The organism is Enterobacter sp. UPMP701 (assembly GCF_053709515.1).
Window position 1 is genome coordinate 164,587 of sequence record NZ_JBSKJN010000007.1, and the last position, 18,250, is coordinate 182,836.

The window sequence follows — 18,250 nt, forward strand, 5'->3', positions numbered from 1 at the left end:
CATTCGCATTACATCGAATTCTGGATAACGCCTCTCAAAACCGGCTCAAACTTTCCATCGCCACCGCCTTAAACCCGGCAAAATCCTCGCACTGGCACAGCCGCGACATCGCCCGCTCACGCAGGAAAGTGACGAAGATATCGTAAATCGCCATCGCCTCTTCGTATTCGCTTTTGCTGATGGCGAGCAGGAAGATGACGTGCGCAGTTTCATCTCCCCACTGAATACCCTGCGGGGCCAGCACCGTGTAGACCACCGTTTTTTGCGCTAAAAGGCCGAGGGAGTGCGGCAGCGCGATGCCGTCGCCGAGCATGGTGCTGACGATGGCTTCACGTTCAACGACAGAATCCAGGAACTCCGCGCCGACAAAGCCTTCCTCTTCAAGCTGCGCACACAGTTCCCGGAACAGCGTCTGTTGGTCAACAGGCTTGTCGATAATGCGGAAATGGGCCGCGTCGAAGTATTTATCCAGCATCCATGGGCGGGTGCGGTCCACCAGCACCAGCTTGCCGATCTGCTCTAACTGATAGTCGGTCGGGAACGGGGCGATCAGCACCACCGGTTTGGATTTTTCGCTCACGCGGGCGGTAGCGATCACGAAGTCTTCACCAATGGTTTCTGACAGCTCGTACTCGCGCAGGGTGAGCGTGCGCGTGACCTCAATCTGCGGATATTTGCGCTGCAGCACTGCCTCAATCATGCGCACCATCGCGTTACCGGCGTCGCACACCAGCAGTACGCGCGGCTGGCGCTGGTAGCCGATGTTGTAGTGGCGCTCCAGCCCGACGCCGATATGCAGCACCAGAAAACCGATCTCGTTTTCGCTGATGACATACGGCGTGTATTTGCCCCAGCTCGACACCGCCGCGAGGGTCATATCCCACGCCATCGGATAGTGCTGCTTGATGTTATCCAGCAGCGGGTTGGGGATCATGATTTGATACCGCACGCGGGTGATCATCGTTTTGATGTGCGTGAGCAGGTCCGCATGCAGCTGCTCGTCGCTGAGCAGGTTGTAGTTATAGTGGGTGTTAATGTAGCGCAGGATGTAGTTGACCAGCGCTTCGTCGTCGTCGGCGTTAATCGCGCTCGGGGCAATCTCCTGGATCTGCCGCGCGGCGATGTGCACACACAGCCAGCTCTCTTCTGACGGCGAAAGCGCTTTGCCCGCCAGCTCCTGGATAGCCACCGCGATATCTTTCGCCGCCTCGCGCACGTTCTCTTCCACGTCTTCGGCGTGGAATTCCGGCAGCGGATAGCCCTCGCTGATGCGCCGCACCGACACCGCGCAGTACAGGCGCAGGAACAGCTCCCCTTCGTCGGTCAGGCGAATGTGATGACGCGTCAGCGCGTCGTGCAGCACGGGCACCATCTGCTCCGCCACACCCGCGTTGAGCGCCACGTCGGTTACCAGCGGGTTGAGGCTGTCCTGCTGCGCCAGCTCCCACAGGAGATCGGTCAGGCAGGCGCGGATCGACATCTCGCTGCCAAACAACTTCATACCGTGACGCGGACGGGTTTCCAGCGTCAGGTTGTAGCGGTGGAACCACTCGCGCACTTCCACCATGTCGCTTTGTAAGGTGGCGCGGCTGACAAACCACTCGTCGGCCAAATCTTCAAGCTTAAGTGAAAACGCCGACGTCAGGAAACGCACCACCAGATAGTGTACGCGCTCCGGTCCCGTTCGCGGAATGCGCAGCGCGCGCGGGTGGGAGGCCTGCAACTGCTGGTAGCGCTCGGCATCGTCAATTTTGAGCTGGTAGCCGTTGCCGCGGCTCAGAATAAACTGCGCGCCATGGCTTGCCAGCAGCGCGTTCAGGGCGGTGATATCGGCACGGACGGTTCGCGTGGAGACCGACAGCCGCTGCGCCAGCTCGTCCTGCGGCAGCGTCTCGTTTTGCAACAGATCGAAAAGTTGCGCTAAACGTTGGTTCGGGAATCGCACGTCGTTGTCCTCTTACTGCTCAGGGTGAAATGACCATCTGGGATGGGCTGCCGACCGGGGTATAGTCAGGCTCGAAGCTCAGCTTGCCGTCCTGCGCCACGCGGAAACGGGTAATGTTGTCGCTGCGCTGGTTCATGACGTACAGCCAGCGTCCTTGTTTATCGAGCGTCAGGGTGCGCGGATAGTCGCCGCGCGTCCACACGTCCTCCTGATGCGTCAGCGTACCCTCCTCCGTTACGGTAAAGTGCCCGATGCTGTTATGCAAACGGTTCGCCACATACAGCTGCTTACCGTCGGCGCTTAATGCGAGCCCGGCTGCAAAGCTGGTGCCTTTATAGCCGTCCGGGAGGGCAGAGACCGTTTTGCCCTCTTTCAGCCTGCCGCTGCTGTCCAGCGCATAATGGGTGAGCGTAGACGCCTCTTCGTTAATCAGCCACAGGGCATCACCTTTCGGCGTAAAGACGAAGTGGCGCGGCCCGGCCCCTTTTGAGGAGGCGCTGATAAACGGCGGATCGTTCGGGGTCAGCTTCCCGGTTTGATCGTCAAAACGGTACTGATAGATGCGATCCAGCCCCAGATCGGTGGAAAAAACGTATTTCCCGCTCGGATCGGCGGCGATCATGTGCGCGTGGGGGCCGTTATGATCGCTGATGGCGAAACTGCCCTCTACAGCCGCTTCCGGCTTCGCCGCACCCGGCTCGCCTTGATCCTGATGTTTATCCGTAGCGTCACCCAGGCTACCGTCTGTCTTGACCGGTAAAACGGCAATCGATCCGCTGACGTAGTTGGCCACCAGCAGGTGCTGGCCGTTTGGCGTCAGGGAGAGATACACCGGCCCCGCGCCGCCGGAGGCCACCTGATTGAGCTCGCTTAGCTCACCGTTATCACCCACCCGCAGCGCCTGTACCACGCCCTGCTCCACTTCGCTTGCCAGATACAGCGTTTTGCCGTCGTGCGAGACGGCCAGCTGCGCGGCGTTCGGCAGCTTGCTCACCAGCGTTTTATTCGCCAGCGCGCCGCTTTGCGGGTCAATGGTAAAGCGGTACAGCCCTTCGCCGTTGGGGTTGTAGGTGCCGACCCAGGCGTACTGCGTCTGGGCGATTGCAGAGGTAGCAAGTAAAGAGAGTGAAGCGACAAGCAGGTTACGGGTGTGCATGGTGGCTCCTTTGGGTGAGTGCGGTGTGTTTCCCCTCACCCTAACCCTCTCCCCAAAGGGGAGAGGGGACGATTATACCCTCTCCCCTTTGGGGAGAGGGCTGGGGTGAGGGGCAGGTTTTACTTCACCAGCTTCTTCGTCATCGCCAGCAGCGTACGCACATCTTCCGGACGCGTATCGCCGCTGTCTTTGTCGATAATCGAGCTGTAGATATGCGGGATGATTTTGCTCACGCCCGCGTCGAGGGCGATCTGCAGGATCGCCTCATAGTTTTCCAGATCGATACCTCCGGTTGGCTCCAGCCAGAAGTCGTGACGCGCACAGGCTTCCGCTACCGCTTTGTACTCATCACGGCACTTGAGGCCGCCCATCGGGAAGTATTTGATGGAGCTGCCGCCGAAATCTTTCAGCAGGGCAATCGCGGTTTCAACCGGTACGATGCCGTCCGGCGCTTTGCTGCTCAGCGGGCCGGTGGAGATTTTGACCATCCCGACGGTGCCGGTCGGGGAGACCAGACCGTTGACCACGGACTCATTCTGCCCCAGCAGCGCGCGGCTGGTGGCCACGCCGGTGAAGACCTGGTTGACGTGCTGCGGCTGAACCTGACGGGAGATTTCACTCACCATCGCAGACTGGTTCGGATCCCCCGCGCCGAGGCCTACGGAGAGCGCGTTATCAATCAGCGCGGCGTATTCGCGCATATCGGCAACCGCGCTCGCCACGTCCGGGTAGTTTTTGGAGAGCACGCCCACCAGCACATGACCTTCCGCCGCCTCGTATATGGCGCTGGCGTTGGCCTTTGAGCCTGCCAGCACGTTCAGGCAGACACGGTCACGGTAAAAGTTGGGGGTCAGTTTCATGCGTTTTTCTCCTGTCCTAATACTTCGCTAATGCGGCGGTACACGATGTTCAGCTGGTCAGCATTCACGCTGCGCACGTCCGCTTCGATAATCCCTTCGTTGGCCTTGTAGCCACGGAAGTAAATGGCGTATTCGCCCTGCTTCAGCGCGTTCACCAGTTCACCAGTGCCGACGCCGGTGGTCGCTTCGTCGAACTTAATCTCGGTGCGCGCGATATCGCGACCGGCGCTGTCCCAGACCACGCGCGCGGTCACGCCGCTCAGGGTGTTGAGCGCCTCGATAAACGGCGTCATCTTCGCCACCATCTCGGCCCCGCTCTCTTTGGTCGCCGTCAGGTAGTGCTCGATGGCGCAGGTCAAGCCGAGGATCCCCTCTTTACCCACCTTCATGGCGCGACCAATGCCCGCCGTCTGGCGCTTCACCCACTCAACGTACTGGGTTTTGCCGATCACCAGCCCGCTGGTTGGCCCTTCAATCGCCTTCGCGCCGCTGTAGATCACCAGATCCGCGCCGGAGCGGTAGTACACGTGCAGATCTTCTTCCGCCGCGGCATCGACGATCAGCGGCAGATCGTGTTTACGCGCCACGACTGCCGCCTGCTCGACGCTGAGCATGCTTTTCTGCACGCAGTGGTGAGATTTGATGTAGAGGATCGCCGCCGTGCGTGGGGTGATCGCCGCCGCCAGCTGATCGGCGGAGCATTCGTTGGCGTAGCCCGCTTCCACCAGCTTGCCGCCGCCCAGCGCGACCATGGTGCCCACCGGCGCGCCAAAGTTCACGTTGTGGCCTTTCGGCAGCACGATTTCGTTGTTCTCAATCGGGGTGACGTGCAGGTTTTCCAGCAGCCAGTCGCTGTCTTTCACCAGCACCGCCGCCACGGACTGGGCAATGCCCGCCGACGCGCAGGAGACGACCGTCGCCCCTTCCACATCCAGCAGTTTCGCGATGTATTCCCCGGTTTTGTTGACCAGATCCTTCATCTCGAAATAGTGATTCATGCCGTCCATCGCCGCCTGTACCACTTCCGGGCGCGGCGTTGAGACGCCCAGCGCCGTCATGCGGCCAGAGGTGTTGATGACCTGTTTTAAATTGTATTTCTCATAAATCGAAGGCATGTTCCGTGCTCCCTTGTTCGGTCATGTAGCCCTTGCCCGCGCGGATCGCGGCAAGCGGCACCAGAATGTGTTCAGCCTGCAGGCTGTCGTTTTCGGCATCCGTCAGCACCGTCGGCTGGCGTTTGAGCGTGAACAGCGTCAGGTCGGCGTCGAGACTCGGCTGAATGCGGCCCTTGCGCGCCAGGCGCAGGCCGTCGGCGGCGTTGGCGGTGACGCAGTCAATCACCTGCGGCAATGACATGCCGATGGCGAGAAACTTCGACATCACGCTCGAAAGTGAGCCCACCGGACCGTTAATACGGTTGCGGCAGTAAATATCCGAGCTGATGGTGTGCGGCAGAATGCCCATCGCGATGGCGCGTTTCGCCACCTCAAAGCTGAAGCTCGCCGTGCCGTGGCCAACATCCAGACGCACGCCGCGCTTGAGGGCGGAGGTGATGGAGGCGCGCAGCTCGCCGGAAGGCGTCAGAATGCGGTTAGGCTTGCCGTTGTAGCAGTGGGTGATGATGTCGCCGGAGCTCAGCAGCTCGGCAATCTCGTCGAGATTCGGCGGATTGTTGCCGATATGCACCATCAGCGGCAGGTCGCCGTTCTCTTTCTGAATGGCTTTGGCGCGCTCCAGCGGCGTGATGCCGTTTTCACCGACCACGCTGCTGCTCATGCGCGCCTTCAGGCCGACGATAAAATCAGGGTGGCGCTTCACCGCCTGCTTCACCGCGTCGGCGTCAATATTCGCCATCTTGGCCAGCTCGTTCTGGGCAATCAGCCCCACGCGGGAGATGTTCAGCAGGGCAAAGACTTCGGTGGAGGCTTTGCGGGTGATGTCGTAGAAATCGTCCACGTCGTCGGCTCCGGTACTGCCCGCATCCACCACGGTGGTGACGCCGGTGGCAATGCCCACGCTGTCCGGCTCGTCGTGGTAAATCGGGGAGTTCGGGTAGCAGTGTACGTGGGAATCAATCCAGCCTGCGCTGACGTACACGTCACCGTTAAGCTCAACCGTCTTGCGGGCGGGTGCGTTAATTTCGCCCGTCGCGGCGATCTTCCCGTCCTGAATGGCGATATCGGTCAGGGTATCGTCAGCGAGGCGCGCACGGCGCAGGAGTAAATCAAACATGAGGATCTCCTGAAAGGGCGGGCGCCGGAGCGCCCGCGGGTATTAAAGGGCGACCGGGAACAGCCAGCCCAAAATCATTGCGCCGAGGATGGCGCCACCGGTAATCGGCTTCTGCCAGATGTAGAACAGCAGCGCGCCCACCAGCGAACCGACGCCGATTGGAATGGAGGCGGTCATGGCGCTGAGGATAATCAACGGCCCGAGGAAGCGGCCAGAGGCGTTACCCGCGCCCATCATCACGTCTGCACCGTAGGTAGAGTTGCTCTGATTAATGGTGAACTTACGCGCCAGGATGATGACGTAGCCAATCGCCAGACCAATCACCAGGCCGGTGATCAGCGAAGCAATGAAGTTGGTCACCGGGAACATGATCCCCGCGCCCAGCAGTAGCGCCGGTACGCCGAGGCCCACGCCGGTCTGGATCGCCCCGCCGATGTCGAGAATACCGACCAGCGACCCTTCGATAATACGGGCGAACAGGAAGCTCGCGCCAAATGCCGCCACCGCGCCGTAAACGCCGGTATCAATGCCCGCTTTCAGCATCGCCACAAAGGCCACTTCGTTAAACGCGCCGATGCCGTAGAGATAGTACATGTGCGTCCCGGCGAAGACGCCGGAGGAGAGCAGGCCAACGAAGATCGGGAACGACCAGTCGGCATACCAAAAACCTTTATTCTGTTCCATATCGAGGCTCCTGTTATTTACCGCTGAGCGAGTTGTGGATCATGTCGAGCCAGTTCGGCACGGTCAGATGGAAGGATTCGATCATCTTCATGTCGAAGCCGCGGAAGAAGCCACTCAGCACGAAGAGGAGAACGATCGCCGCCATCATCACTTTGGTGACGTGGTTCCAGCCGCTCTCTTCCACGCCTTTCCCGATCAGGATCCCCAGCACCAGGCCCGGTACGGCGTTGCCCATGATCAGCTGCGCCGCACCGCCAAAGATGGTGGCCCAGAAGCCCGATTTTTTACCCGCATCGATGGCCGCCAGCCAGAAGATCACCGGCATCACGGTGTTGACCAGAAGGTTCGCCGCCGGTACCAGCACCTTCACGGCGGTGACCTGAAGCGCAGCCGGAACGGAGGAGGCGGTCAGGTTAAGGAAGGTGACAACGAGCATGCCGATCACGCCGCAGGCAATTGCCATTTTGCGCGGGTCGTGCAGCGTTTCACCGACGTTACGGTTTTTAATCATCAGTGCAGCAGCACCCCAGTTCGGGATGATGCGGTGGTCAACGTCCTGTGTGAAGGCACCTGCGGCCACGGAAGAGGCCCAGGCGTTAAAGAAGAAACCTAACCCAAAGGAGAAGTGAGAAGCAGGATCCCCTTCACAGGAGTTCAGTTCCCCCAACGTACGAAACGCGCCCATACCCTGAGTGGTAGGCGCATGAAACATGCGTGCAGCCCCGGCTCCAACACCGACGCCAACCAGGCCGCCAATGATGAGCGATTTTATTAATATAATTAAGAACATCAGTCTGCCCTTTTTATGAATAATCAGCGTTGCGTGACGAAATCCACCTGGTCGAGATTGATGGCAGTCACGTTGACGGTCACATCCAGCTCCACGCTGTAGGTGCGTCTTTCCCGACGCAAAAAGAAGAACAGAAACGCTTCTTTTCGCACCGCTTCTTGCGCCTGAACAACCTGCACATCCTGTGGCTCAATACGCAGTAAGATATGCGGTGAGGCTTTCATCACCGCGGCCTGAACGTGGTTGAGCGCGTCGGCAAAGGCGCGCGCTTTAGCGTCGCCCTTCCCCTTCACTCTCACCGTGGTTGTGAACTGTTCTTTCATGCTTATGCGCCGTATTTCTTCTGCCACGCCTGTACCAGACGCTCGCCCAGCTCTTCTTTATCCATAAAGCCGAAGCCCAGCACGTTGCAGCCTTCGTTGATGGCGGTCACGCCCTCTTCAACCGAACGCATGCCGTATTTGGCCTTGTAGCCATATTTGGTTTGGGCAGTGATGGCACCCGCGCCGCCGCTGCCGCAGAAGGAGATGCCGAAGGTGGCGTTTTCCGCTTTCATCACGTCGCCGAGCTTCATGTCTGCCGCCATGCCCGGCACAACCACCGCGCGTCCACCTGCTTTTTCCACACCCGCAGCCACTTTCTGACCTTTGCCCAGGCGATCGCCAATCACGACTGTAATCTGTTCCATGTGTTGCTCCTTAAAGGTTGTCTTTCGCGACTTCGAAGTGAACGGAGAGCAGCCAGGCTTCTTCATCAGGAAGGTTGCCAAACTGCGCTACCACTTCACGGGCAAGTTGCATTGAATCTGGTGAAATTTCGTCGAACAGCTCTGCTTCAACCTCCGGCAGCGGCTCGCCGGTCACGGACCGGTGCGCCATCGCGCGCACGTGGGAGGTGAGCATCTGCTCCTGTACCGCATTGGGGATGATGTTGTGCCGGGCCAGCAGGGCGTAAACCTGCTGCAGCATGGTGGTCGCGAGCTGTTCTGTTTGCACCGCCTTTTCCCCAACGTCGTTCATTACCGCTCCGTTAATCACTCGTCTTACCCCGTTAATGGCTCTGGAATAAAACTAACGGTGGGGGGGAATTGTTTGTAGCGAGTTGTTTTCCACTTCGAAGTGGAAAGGCGAGCCGCAGCAGTGATCTGTGCCACATAAATGCGGTGAATTTGAATTAATCGCGGTATTTGCGTGATGAATATCACGTATTCCAGCGGCAAAACGCGCGCCGGGGAAACGAAACGTTCAGGCGTGGTGACGCAAAAATGTGATGGCGATAGGGTTTACTTATTACCGCGTACAAAAAACGGGGGCCACTGGCCCCCGCTGATTGTTTGTCAGATGCGCGATCGGTTAACGGTATTTCTTGTGATACGTGTTACGGGTCGTCACAAACTGCTCGGCCGCCGCCTGGGCTTCCTTCACTTTGCCTTCGTTAGCCAGCTTCAGCGCGCCGTCGATCTGGCCGACCAGCACGTCAAAGCCGTGACGGTAGTCTTTCATCTCTGCGCTGTCTGCCGCTTTGCTTTCCAGCTTCGGAGGCGTCGCTTTTTGTGCGTCCAGCGCCGCTTCACGCATTTTGGTCAGCGCGTCTTTCATTTCCGCCGCATTGTCCGTCTTCTGCACCACCTTCAGGTTTTGACCGAGGATGCCCATGTCGTCTTCAAGATCGGCAGCAAACGCAGAAGAGCCAATAACCAGCGTTGAAGCCGCGACGATCGCTAACAGGTGTTTACGCATTGCTCACTTCCTTTTTTATTATTAAAACGCCTTTACGGGTATTACTGACCGGCGATTTTCATTTCCGGCAGAAGTACAGAACCACACTGTATATTGCTACGTGTTTCAATATCGTTACCGACCGTAACAATATTGCGCCACATGTCCTTCAGGTTGCCGGCGATGGTAATTTCGCTCACCGGATACTGAATTTCGCCGTTTTCGACCCAGAAGCCCGCCGCACCGCGAGAGTAGTCGCCGGTGATGCCGCTGACGCCCTGGCCCATCAGCTCGGTGACCACCAGCCCGGTGCCCATCTCTTTCAGCATCTGCTCAAAGTTCAGGCCCTGCCCGGCAATGCGCCAGTTGTGGATCCCGCCCGCGTGCCCGGTGCTTTTCAGCCCCAGCTTGCGCGCGGAGTAGTTGGTCAGCAGCCACTGGGTCAGCACGCCGTCTTTAACGATATCACGGCGTTCGGTGCGCACACCTTCGCTGTCGAACGGCGTGGAGGCCAGCCCTTTCAGCAGGTGTGGGTGCTCTTCGATGGTCAGCCATTCCGGCAGGATCTGCTTGCCCAGCGAGTCGAGCAGGAAGGTCGATTTACGGTACACCGAGCCGCCCGCGATCGCGCCCACCAGATGGCCAAACAGACCGGTTGCCACTTCATTGGCAAAAATGACCGGGGCTTTCATGGTGGAGAGTTTGCGCGGCGACAGGCGAGACAGCGTGCGTTCGGCACACTCTTTTCCCACCCACTCAGGAGACTGCAAATCCCCCAGCGCGCGGCCAATGGTGTACGCGTAGTCGCGCTCCATGTCACCGTTCTCTTCGGCGATCACGCAGCTTGAGAGCGAGTGACGGGTGGAGCAGTAGCCCTGCAGCATGCCGTGGCTGTTGCCGAAGACTTTGATGCCGTAGTGGCTGTTGAAGCTGCCGCCTTCGGTATTGGTGATGCGCTTATCCGCCTGCAGGGAAGCCTGCTCGGCGCGCGCGGCCAGCTCAATGGCTTCATCCGGCGTCACTTCAGCCGGGTGGAAAAGATCGAGATCCGGCGCGTCAAACGCCAGCAGATCTTTATCGGCCACGCCTGCGTATGGATCCGGAGAGGTATAACGGGCGATATCCAGCGCCGCCTGCACCGTGCGGGCAATGGCATCGGGGCTGAGATCGGTGGACGACGCGCTGCCTTTGCGATTCTGGTGATACACCGTGATCCCCAGCGCCCCGTCGCTGTTAAATTCTACATTCTCCACTTCGCCATAGCGGGTGCTCACGCTAATGCCGGTGGTTTTGCTGACCGCCACTTCGGCGCCATCTGATTTACCTGAAGCGAGCGTCAGCGCGGTGGAGACGGCTTCTTCCAGGATCTTACGCTGCGCTTCAACTTGTGAGGTTACTTTCATCGCAAATGCCATACTGTAAGAGAGAGTTAAGTGAAGTCTAACAGAGAACCGTTTTTCAGTGCGCGTCTTAACTGGTAACATTAGCCTCTTTTTTTAAGGAGCCTGACATGACTAAGCAGCCCGAAGACTGGCTCGACGACGTTCCCGGTGATGACATCGAAGACGAAGATGATGAGATCATCTGGGTCAGTAAAAGTGAAATTAAACGTGACGCCGAAGAGTTAAAACAGCTTGGCGCAGAAATGGTAGAACTGGGTAAAAACGCGCTGGATAAGATCCCGCTCGACCAGGATCTGCGTGATGCCATTGAACTGGCACAGAAAATCAAAAAAGAAGGCCGTCGTCGCCAGCTTCAGCTTATCGGGAAAATGCTGCGTCAGCGCGACGTCGATCCGATCCGCCAGGCGCTGGACAAGCTTAAAAACCGCCACAACCAGCAGGTTGCGCTGTTCCATAAGCTTGAGCAGATCCGCGATCGTCTGATTGAACAGGGTGATGATGCGGTACCGGAAGTGCTGAACCTGTGGCCGGATGCCGACCGCCAGCAGCTGCGTTCTTTGATCCGCAACGCGAAGAAAGAGAAAGAAGGGAATAAGCCGCCGAAGTCCGCGCGTCTGATTTTCCAGTATCTGCGCGAGCTGTCTGAGAACGCAGAGTAATATCGAACCGCCTGTTCCTCCTCACCCCAGCCCTCTCCCCTTTGAGAAGAGGGTCAGGGTGAGGGGAGACTACTCTGCCGTCGCTTCCGCTTTCTTCGCCAGACCGTCCAGCAGCTTCTGATGGATCCCACCGAACCCACCGTTGCTCATCACCAGAATGTGGTCGCCAGGCTGTGCGGCTTTCACCACCATATCCGCTAAGACATCCACGTCCGCACTCCAGTGCGCTGGCTGAATGCAGGCGTCTGCCACTTCGGCCACCTGCCACGGAATGTGCTGCGGCTGCAGCAGGAAAACTTCGTCGGCACGTCCCAGGGACGGTGCGAGGTCGTCTTTGCAGATGCCCATCTTCATGGTGTTCGAGCGCGGTTCCAGCACGGCCAGAATGCGGGCGGTGCCGCCAACTTTGCCACGCAATGCGGCAAGCGTTGCCAGAATGGCGGTCGGATGGTGCGCGAAATCGTCATATACCGTCACGCCATTCGCTTCACCGCGCAGTTCCAGACGGCGGCGGGCGTTAATGAACGAGCCCAGCGCATTTGCGGCATCCGCAGGCAGCACGCCCACGTGACGCGCCGCAGCAATCGCCATCAGGCCATTGTGCATGTTGTGCTCGCCCACCAGGCCCCACTTCACCTCACCCACTTTCTCACCGTCGAGCAGCACTTCCCACTCGGAGGCATCGGCGTTGAGTTTTTTCGCCTGCCAGTGACCCTGCTCGCCCACCAGCTCCTGCTCGCTCCAGCAGCCCATCGCCATGGTCTGCTTCAGATTGATATCATTCTCCGGCAGGATGATGCGGCCCTGGCCCGGAACAATGCGCACCAGGTGGTGGAACTGTTTCTGAATCGCTTTCAGGTCGTCAAAGATGTCCGCGTGGTCAAACTCAAGGTTGTTGAGGATCAGCGTGCGCGGGCAGTAATGCACGAACTTGGAGCGTTTGTCGAAGAATGCGCAGTCGTATTCGTCGGCTTCGATCACAAAGAACGGACTGTCGCCGAGACGCGCAGAAACGTCGAAATTGCCCGGAACGCCGCCGATCACGAAGCCCGGCTTGTAGCCGCAGGCTTCGAGGATCCAGGTCGCCATGCCGGCGGTCGTGGTTTTGCCGTGGGTACCGGCAACGGCAACCACCCAACGGTCGCGCAGCACAAAATCATGCAGCCACTGTGGGCCAGACATAAACGGAATGTTACGTTCCAGCACCGCTTCAACGCACGGATTACCGCGGGTCATGGCGTTGCCAATAATGACCAGATCCGGCTCAGGATCCAGCTGGCTGGCATCGTAGCCCTGAATCAGCGAGATGCCCTGTTTCTCCAGAAGCGTGCTCATCGGCGGATACACATTGGCGTCCGAACCTGTCACTTCATGGCCCAGCGAGCGCGCCAGCATTGCCAGTCCGCCCATGAAAGTGCCACAAATCCCCAATATATGAATGCGCATACGTCACTATCCTTCTTCAATGTGGCGCACATTTTACTCACATGTTAGCGGCTGTGAAACGCATTTCAGGTAAATCCGTATGTTGCTGGCGCGATTCACCTCTGCGCTACTATTTGAATATTTGTTAAGATTGTTGGGCTTTAGTCGTTTTAGTGAACATACAATCGCTCTACTCACAAAGATGCAGGGAAAGTGTTATGAAAACGTTAGGTGAATTTATTGTCGAAAAGCAGCACGAGTTCTCTCATGCTACGGGTGAACTCACTGCTTTGCTGTCGGCAATAAAGCTGGGCGCTAAGATCATCCACCGTGATATCAACAAGGCCGGTCTGGTCGATATCCTGGGTGCCAGCGGTGCCGAGAACGTTCAGGGCGAGGTTCAGCAGAAACTCGATCTGTTCGCAAATGAAAAACTGAAAGCTGCACTGCGCGCACGCGACATCGTTGCGGGTATCGCCTCCGAAGAAGAAGATGAAATTGTTGTATTCGAAGGGTGTGAACACGCGAAATACGTCGTACTGATGGATCCGCTCGACGGCTCCTCCAACATCGACGTTAACGTTTCTGTCGGTACCATTTTCTCCATCTACCGCCGCGTCACGCCTGTTGGCACGCCGGTAACCGAAGAAGATTTCCTGCAGCCGGGCATTAACCAGGTTGCTGCCGGTTACGTCGTTTATGGCTCCTCCACCATGCTGGTCTACACCACCGGATGCGGGGTTCACGCCTTTACGTACGATCCTTCACTGGGCGTTTTCTGTCTGAGCCAGGAACGCATGCGCTTCCCGGAGAAGGGCAACACCTACTCCATCAACGAAGGCAACTACATCCGCTTCCCGAACGGCGTGAAGAAGTACATTAAATTCTGCCAGGAAGAAGATAAAGCGACGCAGCGTCCGTACACGTCCCGCTATATTGGCTCTCTGGTTGCAGATTTCCACCGTAACCTGCTGAAAGGCGGTATCTACCTCTACCCAAGCACCGCCAGCCACCCGGACGGGAAGCTGCGCCTGCTGTACGAATGCAACCCGATGGCATTCCTCGCCGAGCAGGCGGGCGGCAAGGCGAGCGACGGTAAACAGCGTATTCTGGATATCGTGCCGGAAAGCCTGCACCAGCGTCGTTCGTTCTTCGTCGGCAACAACCACATGGTTGAAGACGTTGAACGTTTTATCCGTGAGTACCCGGACGCGTAATACCTCTCCTGGGGAGCCAGCCTGGCTCCCCAACACATTTATATATTTTACCGTATAAGTGTTTATAAAAATCACGCTTTAATCTTCACCCCTGCTCCTGCATTATTTCTATAACAGTTTGATAATTATTTGCTGGAGCAGAATTGCAATGAAAAATTATTCCCGGGCGAATACCGGCATTGATTTAAACCTTATTCCTGTATTTATTGAAGTCGTCCGCTGCGGCAGTATGGCAAAAGCCTCGTTGCGTCTGGAGATGTCCCGTCCTGCGGTGAGCCTGGCGTTGAAACGCTTTAATCAACTGTTTGATGAACCGTTATTTTTCCGCAAAGGTTTATATCTTGAACCCACGAAAAACGCGTTAGCGTTAACCAGCTCGCTGGAAATATTAATGGGTGATATTCACGATAATATTGCAGCGGTGAATTCCGCGAGAAATAAAACCCCGGCACAGAACGCACCGGGGCTGGGAAATATTATGCCGCAGTCTGAGCCGTCACTTTAAACGATGACATGGCTTCCATCAGCTGACGCGACTGCTCCTCAAGAGAGCGGGTCGCTGCGGAGGATTGCTGCACCAGCGCCGCATTCTGCTGCGCGGTTTCATCCATCTGGTTCACCGCAATATTCACCTGCTCAATGCCGCGGCTCTGCTCCTGAGACGCGGTAGCAATTTCACGCATCAGTTTGGTCATGCGCAGCACTTCTGTTGCGATCTCGTCCATCGTTTCGCCCGCCTGCTGGGCCAGCTCGCTGCCCTCATTAACGTGGGTCTGCGAATCGCTGATAAGAGAGCGGATCTCTTTCGCCGCGTCGGCGCTGCGGCTGGCAAGGTTTCGCACTTCACCCGCGACAACGGCAAACCCGCGCCCCTGCTCGCCCGCACGCGCCGCTTCCACGGAGGCGTTCAGCGCCAGAATGTTGGTCTGGAAGGCGATACCGTCAATCACGCTCAGAATATCGGCGATGCGCGCCGAGCTGCCGGAGATATCGCGCATTTTTTCAATCACGTAGCAGACCATCTCGCTGCCGTGATCGGCGGTGTCGGAAACGGACTTCGCCAGCTGGTGCGCCTGTTCGGCGTTATCGGCGTTGAGCTTCACCGTGGCGGTGATCTGCTCCATGCTGGCGGCGGTCTGCTCCAGCGACGTGGCGGTGGATTCGGTGCGCTCGGCAAGATCCCGGTTCCCCTCCGTCAGCTCGCGGCTGCCGGTGTCAATTTGCGAGCTGGCATCGCGAACCCGCAGGACCGAGCTCATCAGCGACTGACGCATCTCCTCGATTGCCGCGTTGAGGCGATTAAACTCCTGGCTCGCCGGGGCATTCAGCGCATGGGTTAAGTCTCCCGCCGCCACGTTCTCCAGCTGCGAAATGGACGCTGACAGCGGCTTAAGCAGCATATGGCGCAGCACCAGCCAGGCGAGGACGATTATGCCCGCCGTCAGCAGCGCGGCGACGATAATCAGGATCAGTACGCGGGTTTTACTCGCCTGCACGGCACTCACTTCCGCCTGGCCTCGCGCTTCGCTCCATTTCTGAAACGCCTGCATATCGTTATCAAACTGCTTTGCCAGCGGGATCAGCGTGTTCTCCAGCAGATCGTAATAGCTGTCCGCGCTCTGGTCATTCAGGGTTTTCAGCATCGGGTTGATCCCCTGCTGGTTGTACGTCGCCAGGCTGGCCGCCACGTTATCGAGGAGCTGTTGTCCCTGCTCGTCAGCCACGCCGCCGTCGATCACGCCTTTCAGCGTTTTCTGGGCCAGGGCAACTTCCTGATTGATGTTTTTTACCGCTTTGGCCGCATCGTCCAGCATGCCGATTTCCATCATTCGGACGGCCTGGCCCGCCTCATTGCGTGCGCGCAGGATCAGCGTATAGCCTGAATTAAGCTGCACCATCTGCTCACCCTGAAGGTGATTAATACGCTGCAGTGAAGAAGAACTCTGTGTGAGGGCATAAATGCCAATGCCGCTGACAATTAGCAGCAGAAGGGTCATAACGGCCAGTAAAGAGAGCAAGCCGGTACGAATCGATAGCGTTTTAAGCATGATATTATTTCCGGTAGCGAGATATTTCTGGGCATAAAAAAAGAGTATCGGCCGCTACCGGAAAATGTTTAGAGTTTAAGCAATTTCAGCATGTTATCGCTCTGTTATCGATGTGTTCACGCGGGTAACTGGTGAGCTTTGCCGGTTCTCCCAGAGCACCGTCAGGCCACGCTGCAGGGCGATAAAAATAAACAGCAGGATGCCAATGGCGATTTTCGTCCACCATGAGCTGAGCGTGCCGTCGAAGTTGATGTAGGTTTGTATCAGCCCCTGGATCGCCACGCCGAACAAAGTGCCCAGCACCGTCCCTACCCCGCCGCTGAGCAGCGTGCCGCCAATGACGACCGAAGCAATGGCATCCAGCTCCACACCTACACCTGCAAGGGCATAGCCCGCCTGGGTATACACTGAGAAGACAATACCCGCCAGCGTCGCCAGGCCGGTCGAAAGCATATAGATGCGGATGGTGGTGCTGCGGGTGGAGATCCCCATCAGGTTTGCCGACGTAGCGTTCCCGCCAATGGCGTAAACCTGATTGCCGAACCGGGTGCGGTGGGCGAGGAAAATGCCAATCACCACCACGCCCAGCATCAGCAGCCCCATCGCGCTTAAACGACCGCCGCCGGGGATCTTCCACGCCAGGCTGGAGAGCGTGTCGTAGACCGGGTGGTTAATCGGGATCGACTCCTCCGACACCAGATAGCTCACCCCGCGCAGGAAGAACATCCCGGCAAGCGTAATGATAAACGCCGGAATTTTCAGCGCGTCAATCAGCAGCCCCATAAAGGCGCCAAACGCGCAGCCCATCGCCAGCACCAGTGGAAACGCCACCAGCGGAGAGATCCCCCAGAAACCGATCGCCTTTGCGAGGAACACGCCCGTAAACGCGATCACCGATCCGACGGAGAGATCGATCCCGCCGGAGAGGATCACAAAGGTCATGCCGACGGCAATAATGCCTAAAAAGGCGTTGTCCGTCAGAATGTTGCAGATCACGCGCGTCGAGGCAAAACCGGGGAACTGAGCGAGGCAGTAGAGATACCCCAGCACAAACACGCCCAGCGTGATCATTAACGGTAAATTACGTTTTATCATGGCCACGGATCCCCTTAATGATGCTGACAAAGCGCGGCGACTGGACGATCAGCACGCAGAGCACGACCACCGCTTTCACCACCTGGTTGAGTTCCGGCTGGAATCCCGAGAGCAGGATCCCGGTGTTCATGCCCTGAATGATCAGCGCCCCCACCACCGAAAGCAGCAGGTTAAAGCGCCCACCCATCAGCGACCCGCCGCCGATCACCACCGCGAGGATCGCGTCCAGCTCCAGCCATAGCCCGGCGTTGTTGGCATCGGCCCCGCGAATATCCGCCGCGACGATGACCCCGGCAATGGCGGCGCAGACGCCGCTCAGCACGTAAGTCAGCATCACCATCAAGCGGGTATTGACCCCGGCGTTGCGCGCGGCGCGGATGTTGATCCCCACCGCTTCAATAAACATCCCGAGCGCCGTTTTGCGGGTAAAGAGCCAAACGATAACCAGCGTCACGAGGGCAATAATCACCGGCGTCGGGAAGAACAGAAGGTTGCCGCTACCGAGCCACGCCAGGCTCGGCGAGTTAAAGGTGACAATCTGTCCGGAGGTAATCAGCTGCGCCACCCCGCGCCCGGCCACCATCAAAATGAGGGTAGCGACGAAGGGCTGTATTTTCAGCACCGCCACCAGAATGCCGTTCCATAATCCAGCCAGCACGCCGGTGCCTAAGGCCGCCAGCAATACCACCGGCAGGCTGTGTCCGGCGACGGTCATGGAGGCTGCCGTGGCCCCAGCGATGGCCATGACCGCGCCGACGGAGAGGTCAATCCCGCCGGTGGCAATCACCAGCGTCATCCCGATGGCCAGCAGCGCCACGGGGGCAGCGCGGTTTAAAATATCGATCGGGCTGCCAAACAGGCGGCCATCCTGAACAATAATCTGGAAGAAGTGCGGTGCGACAAGGCTGTCTACCAGCAGTACCACCAGCAGCGCCGCAATTTGCGGCGTGCCGGTTGGCCAGTTAAAGCGGCGCTTTGACTCACCGGTTTGCGAAAGCGAACGGGACATCACGATTCA

General features: G+C 58.1%; 19 protein-coding genes. 3 read left to right on the plus strand and 16 right to left on the minus strand.

The features are described 5' to 3' along the window. Positions 1 to 34: 34 nt before the first annotated feature. The 12 genes from ACWKXT_RS16275 to pmbA form a co-directional block, all read right to left on the minus strand. Positions 35 to 1,945 carry a BglG family transcription antiterminator gene (locus ACWKXT_RS16275; protein ID WP_454528665.1) on the minus strand — a complete coding sequence of 637 codons (1,911 nt, stop codon included), beginning with the start codon at positions 1,943 to 1,945 and terminating at the stop codon, positions 35 to 37. A 19-nt stretch (positions 1,946 to 1,964) separates the two neighbouring features. Further along, entirely contained in the window at positions 1,965 to 3,101 is a 1,137-nt protein-coding gene (locus ACWKXT_RS16280; protein WP_454532913.1) for a lactonase family protein, read from the minus strand. A 119-nt stretch (positions 3,102 to 3,220) separates the two neighbouring features. After that, positions 3,221 to 3,961: a 2-dehydro-3-deoxy-phosphogluconate aldolase gene (dagF, locus tag ACWKXT_RS16285; protein ID WP_454528663.1), complete on the minus strand. Its 741-nt coding sequence runs from the start codon at positions 3,959 to 3,961 to the stop codon at positions 3,221 to 3,223. Further along, positions 3,958 to 5,076 (minus strand): DgaE family pyridoxal phosphate-dependent ammonia lyase, encoded by a 1,119-nt coding sequence (locus tag ACWKXT_RS16290; RefSeq protein WP_454532914.1) that lies wholly within the window; start codon positions 5,074 to 5,076, stop codon positions 3,958 to 3,960. The genes dagF and ACWKXT_RS16290 overlap by 4 nt, the downstream gene beginning before the upstream one ends. Next, on the minus strand, positions 5,060 to 6,193 hold the full coding sequence (locus ACWKXT_RS16295; protein ID WP_454532915.1) for an amidohydrolase/deacetylase family metallohydrolase: 1,134 nt from the start codon (positions 6,191 to 6,193) through the stop codon (positions 5,060 to 5,062). Before ACWKXT_RS16295 ends, ACWKXT_RS16290 begins: the two co-directional genes overlap by 17 nt. Positions 6,194 to 6,235: 42 nt before the next feature. Then, complete coding sequence (locus ACWKXT_RS16300; RefSeq protein ID WP_003856081.1) at positions 6,236 to 6,877, minus strand: DUF4310 family protein; 642 nt, start codon at positions 6,875 to 6,877, stop codon at positions 6,236 to 6,238. 13 nt (positions 6,878 to 6,890) lie between these two features. After that, entirely contained in the window at positions 6,891 to 7,667 is a 777-nt protein-coding gene (locus ACWKXT_RS16305) for a DUF4311 domain-containing protein (RefSeq protein WP_023310182.1), read from the minus strand. 23 nt (positions 7,668 to 7,690) lie between these two features. After that, complete coding sequence (locus ACWKXT_RS16310) at positions 7,691 to 7,990, minus strand: DUF4312 family protein (protein WP_006810338.1); 300 nt, start codon at positions 7,988 to 7,990, stop codon at positions 7,691 to 7,693. A 2-nt stretch (positions 7,991 to 7,992) separates the two neighbouring features. Continuing rightward, positions 7,993 to 8,355, minus strand: coding sequence for an SFCGS family glycine-rich protein (locus ACWKXT_RS16315; protein WP_023293430.1), 363 nt, complete (start codon positions 8,353 to 8,355; stop codon positions 7,993 to 7,995). Positions 8,356 to 8,365: 10 nt separating this feature from the next. Then, on the minus strand, positions 8,366 to 8,704 hold the full coding sequence (locus ACWKXT_RS16320; protein WP_454528660.1) for a glycine dehydrogenase: 339 nt from the start codon (positions 8,702 to 8,704) through the stop codon (positions 8,366 to 8,368). Positions 8,705 to 9,019: 315 nt separating this feature from the next. Further along, complete coding sequence (cybC, locus tag ACWKXT_RS16325) at positions 9,020 to 9,406, minus strand: cytochrome b562 (protein ID WP_454528659.1); 387 nt, start codon at positions 9,404 to 9,406, stop codon at positions 9,020 to 9,022. Positions 9,407 to 9,447: 41 nt separating this feature from the next. Next, the gene (gene pmbA / locus ACWKXT_RS16330; protein WP_237994613.1) at positions 9,448 to 10,800 is read right to left on the minus strand and encodes a metalloprotease PmbA; all 1,353 of its coding nucleotides are present in this window, start codon (positions 10,798 to 10,800) and stop codon (positions 9,448 to 9,450) included. A 95-nt stretch (positions 10,801 to 10,895) separates the two neighbouring features. Here pmbA and yjgA point away from each other — a divergent pair, with 95 nt between their 5' ends. Next, a complete protein-coding gene (yjgA, locus tag ACWKXT_RS16335) occupies positions 10,896 to 11,447 on the plus strand; it encodes a ribosome biogenesis factor YjgA (protein WP_028015295.1) in 552 nt (183 codons plus the stop codon). 69 nt (positions 11,448 to 11,516) lie between these two features. Here yjgA and mpl read toward each other — a convergent pair whose 3' ends face one another. Further along, positions 11,517 to 12,893: a UDP-N-acetylmuramate:L-alanyl-gamma-D-glutamyl-meso-diaminopimelate ligase gene (mpl, locus tag ACWKXT_RS16340; protein ID WP_454528658.1), complete on the minus strand. Its 1,377-nt coding sequence runs from the start codon at positions 12,891 to 12,893 to the stop codon at positions 11,517 to 11,519. Positions 12,894 to 13,090: 197 nt separating this feature from the next. Between mpl and fbp the strand changes: the two genes are divergently transcribed. Then, the gene (gene fbp / locus ACWKXT_RS16345; protein ID WP_454528657.1) at positions 13,091 to 14,089 is read left to right on the plus strand and encodes a class 1 fructose-bisphosphatase; all 999 of its coding nucleotides are present in this window, start codon (positions 13,091 to 13,093) and stop codon (positions 14,087 to 14,089) included. A gap of 148 nt (positions 14,090 to 14,237) precedes the next feature. After that, positions 14,238 to 14,594 (plus strand): helix-turn-helix domain-containing protein, encoded by a 357-nt coding sequence (locus tag ACWKXT_RS16350; protein ID WP_454532916.1) that lies wholly within the window; start codon positions 14,238 to 14,240, stop codon positions 14,592 to 14,594. Here ACWKXT_RS16350 and ACWKXT_RS16355 read toward each other — a convergent pair. From ACWKXT_RS16355 to ytfT, 3 genes are all read right to left on the minus strand, one after another. After that, positions 14,566 to 16,137: a methyl-accepting chemotaxis protein gene (locus ACWKXT_RS16355; protein ID WP_454532917.1), complete on the minus strand. Its 1,572-nt coding sequence runs from the start codon at positions 16,135 to 16,137 to the stop codon at positions 14,566 to 14,568. The genes ACWKXT_RS16350 and ACWKXT_RS16355 overlap by 29 nt on opposite strands. Before the next feature lie 93 nt (positions 16,138 to 16,230). Continuing rightward, the gene (gene yjfF / locus ACWKXT_RS16360; RefSeq protein WP_454532918.1) at positions 16,231 to 17,232 is read right to left on the minus strand and encodes a galactofuranose ABC transporter, permease protein YjfF; all 1,002 of its coding nucleotides are present in this window, start codon (positions 17,230 to 17,232) and stop codon (positions 16,231 to 16,233) included. Then, on the minus strand, positions 17,219 to 18,244 hold the full coding sequence (ytfT, locus tag ACWKXT_RS16365) for a galactofuranose ABC transporter, ATP-binding protein YtfT (RefSeq protein ID WP_454532919.1): 1,026 nt from the start codon (positions 18,242 to 18,244) through the stop codon (positions 17,219 to 17,221). Before ytfT ends, yjfF begins: the two co-directional genes overlap by 14 nt. Between the last annotated feature and the right edge of the window lie 6 nt (positions 18,245 to 18,250).

What these genes read in the sequence shown, in the direction of transcription:
- yjgA (WP_028015295.1), top strand. Translation starts at nt 10,896, where the DNA reads ATGACTAAGCAGCCCGAAGACTGGCTCGACGACGTTCCCGGTGATGAC.
- fbp (WP_454528657.1), top strand. Translation starts at nt 13,091, where the DNA reads ATGAAAACGTTAGGTGAATTTATTGTCGAAAAGCAGCACGAGTTCTCT.
- ACWKXT_RS16295 (WP_454532915.1), bottom strand. Translation starts at nt 6,193, where the DNA reads ATGTTTGATTTACTCCTGCGCCGTGCGCGCCTCGCTGACGATACCCTG.
- pmbA (WP_237994613.1), bottom strand. Translation starts at nt 10,800, where the DNA reads ATGGCATTTGCGATGAAAGTAACCTCACAAGTTGAAGCGCAGCGTAAG.
- ACWKXT_RS16290 (WP_454532914.1), bottom strand. Translation starts at nt 5,076, where the DNA reads ATGCCTTCGATTTATGAGAAATACAATTTAAAACAGGTCATCAACACC.
- dagF (WP_454528663.1), bottom strand. Translation starts at nt 3,961, where the DNA reads ATGAAACTGACCCCCAACTTTTACCGTGACCGTGTCTGCCTGAACGTG.
- ACWKXT_RS16310 (WP_006810338.1), bottom strand. Translation starts at nt 7,990, where the DNA reads ATGAAAGAACAGTTCACAACCACGGTGAGAGTGAAGGGGAAGGGCGAC.
- ACWKXT_RS16350 (WP_454532916.1), top strand. Translation starts at nt 14,238, where the DNA reads ATGAAAAATTATTCCCGGGCGAATACCGGCATTGATTTAAACCTTATT.
- ACWKXT_RS16305 (WP_023310182.1), bottom strand. Translation starts at nt 7,667, where the DNA reads ATGTTCTTAATTATATTAATAAAATCGCTCATCATTGGCGGCCTGGTT.
- ACWKXT_RS16280 (WP_454532913.1), bottom strand. Translation starts at nt 3,101, where the DNA reads ATGCACACCCGTAACCTGCTTGTCGCTTCACTCTCTTTACTTGCTACC.
- mpl (WP_454528658.1), bottom strand. Translation starts at nt 12,893, where the DNA reads ATGCGCATTCATATATTGGGGATTTGTGGCACTTTCATGGGCGGACTG.
- ACWKXT_RS16355 (WP_454532917.1), bottom strand. Translation starts at nt 16,137, where the DNA reads ATGCTTAAAACGCTATCGATTCGTACCGGCTTGCTCTCTTTACTGGCC.
- ACWKXT_RS16315 (WP_023293430.1), bottom strand. Translation starts at nt 8,355, where the DNA reads ATGGAACAGATTACAGTCGTGATTGGCGATCGCCTGGGCAAAGGTCAG.
- ACWKXT_RS16300 (WP_003856081.1), bottom strand. Translation starts at nt 6,877, where the DNA reads ATGGAACAGAATAAAGGTTTTTGGTATGCCGACTGGTCGTTCCCGATC.
- cybC (WP_454528659.1), bottom strand. Translation starts at nt 9,406, where the DNA reads ATGCGTAAACACCTGTTAGCGATCGTCGCGGCTTCAACGCTGGTTATT.
- yjfF (WP_454532918.1), bottom strand. Translation starts at nt 17,232, where the DNA reads ATGATAAAACGTAATTTACCGTTAATGATCACGCTGGGCGTGTTTGTG.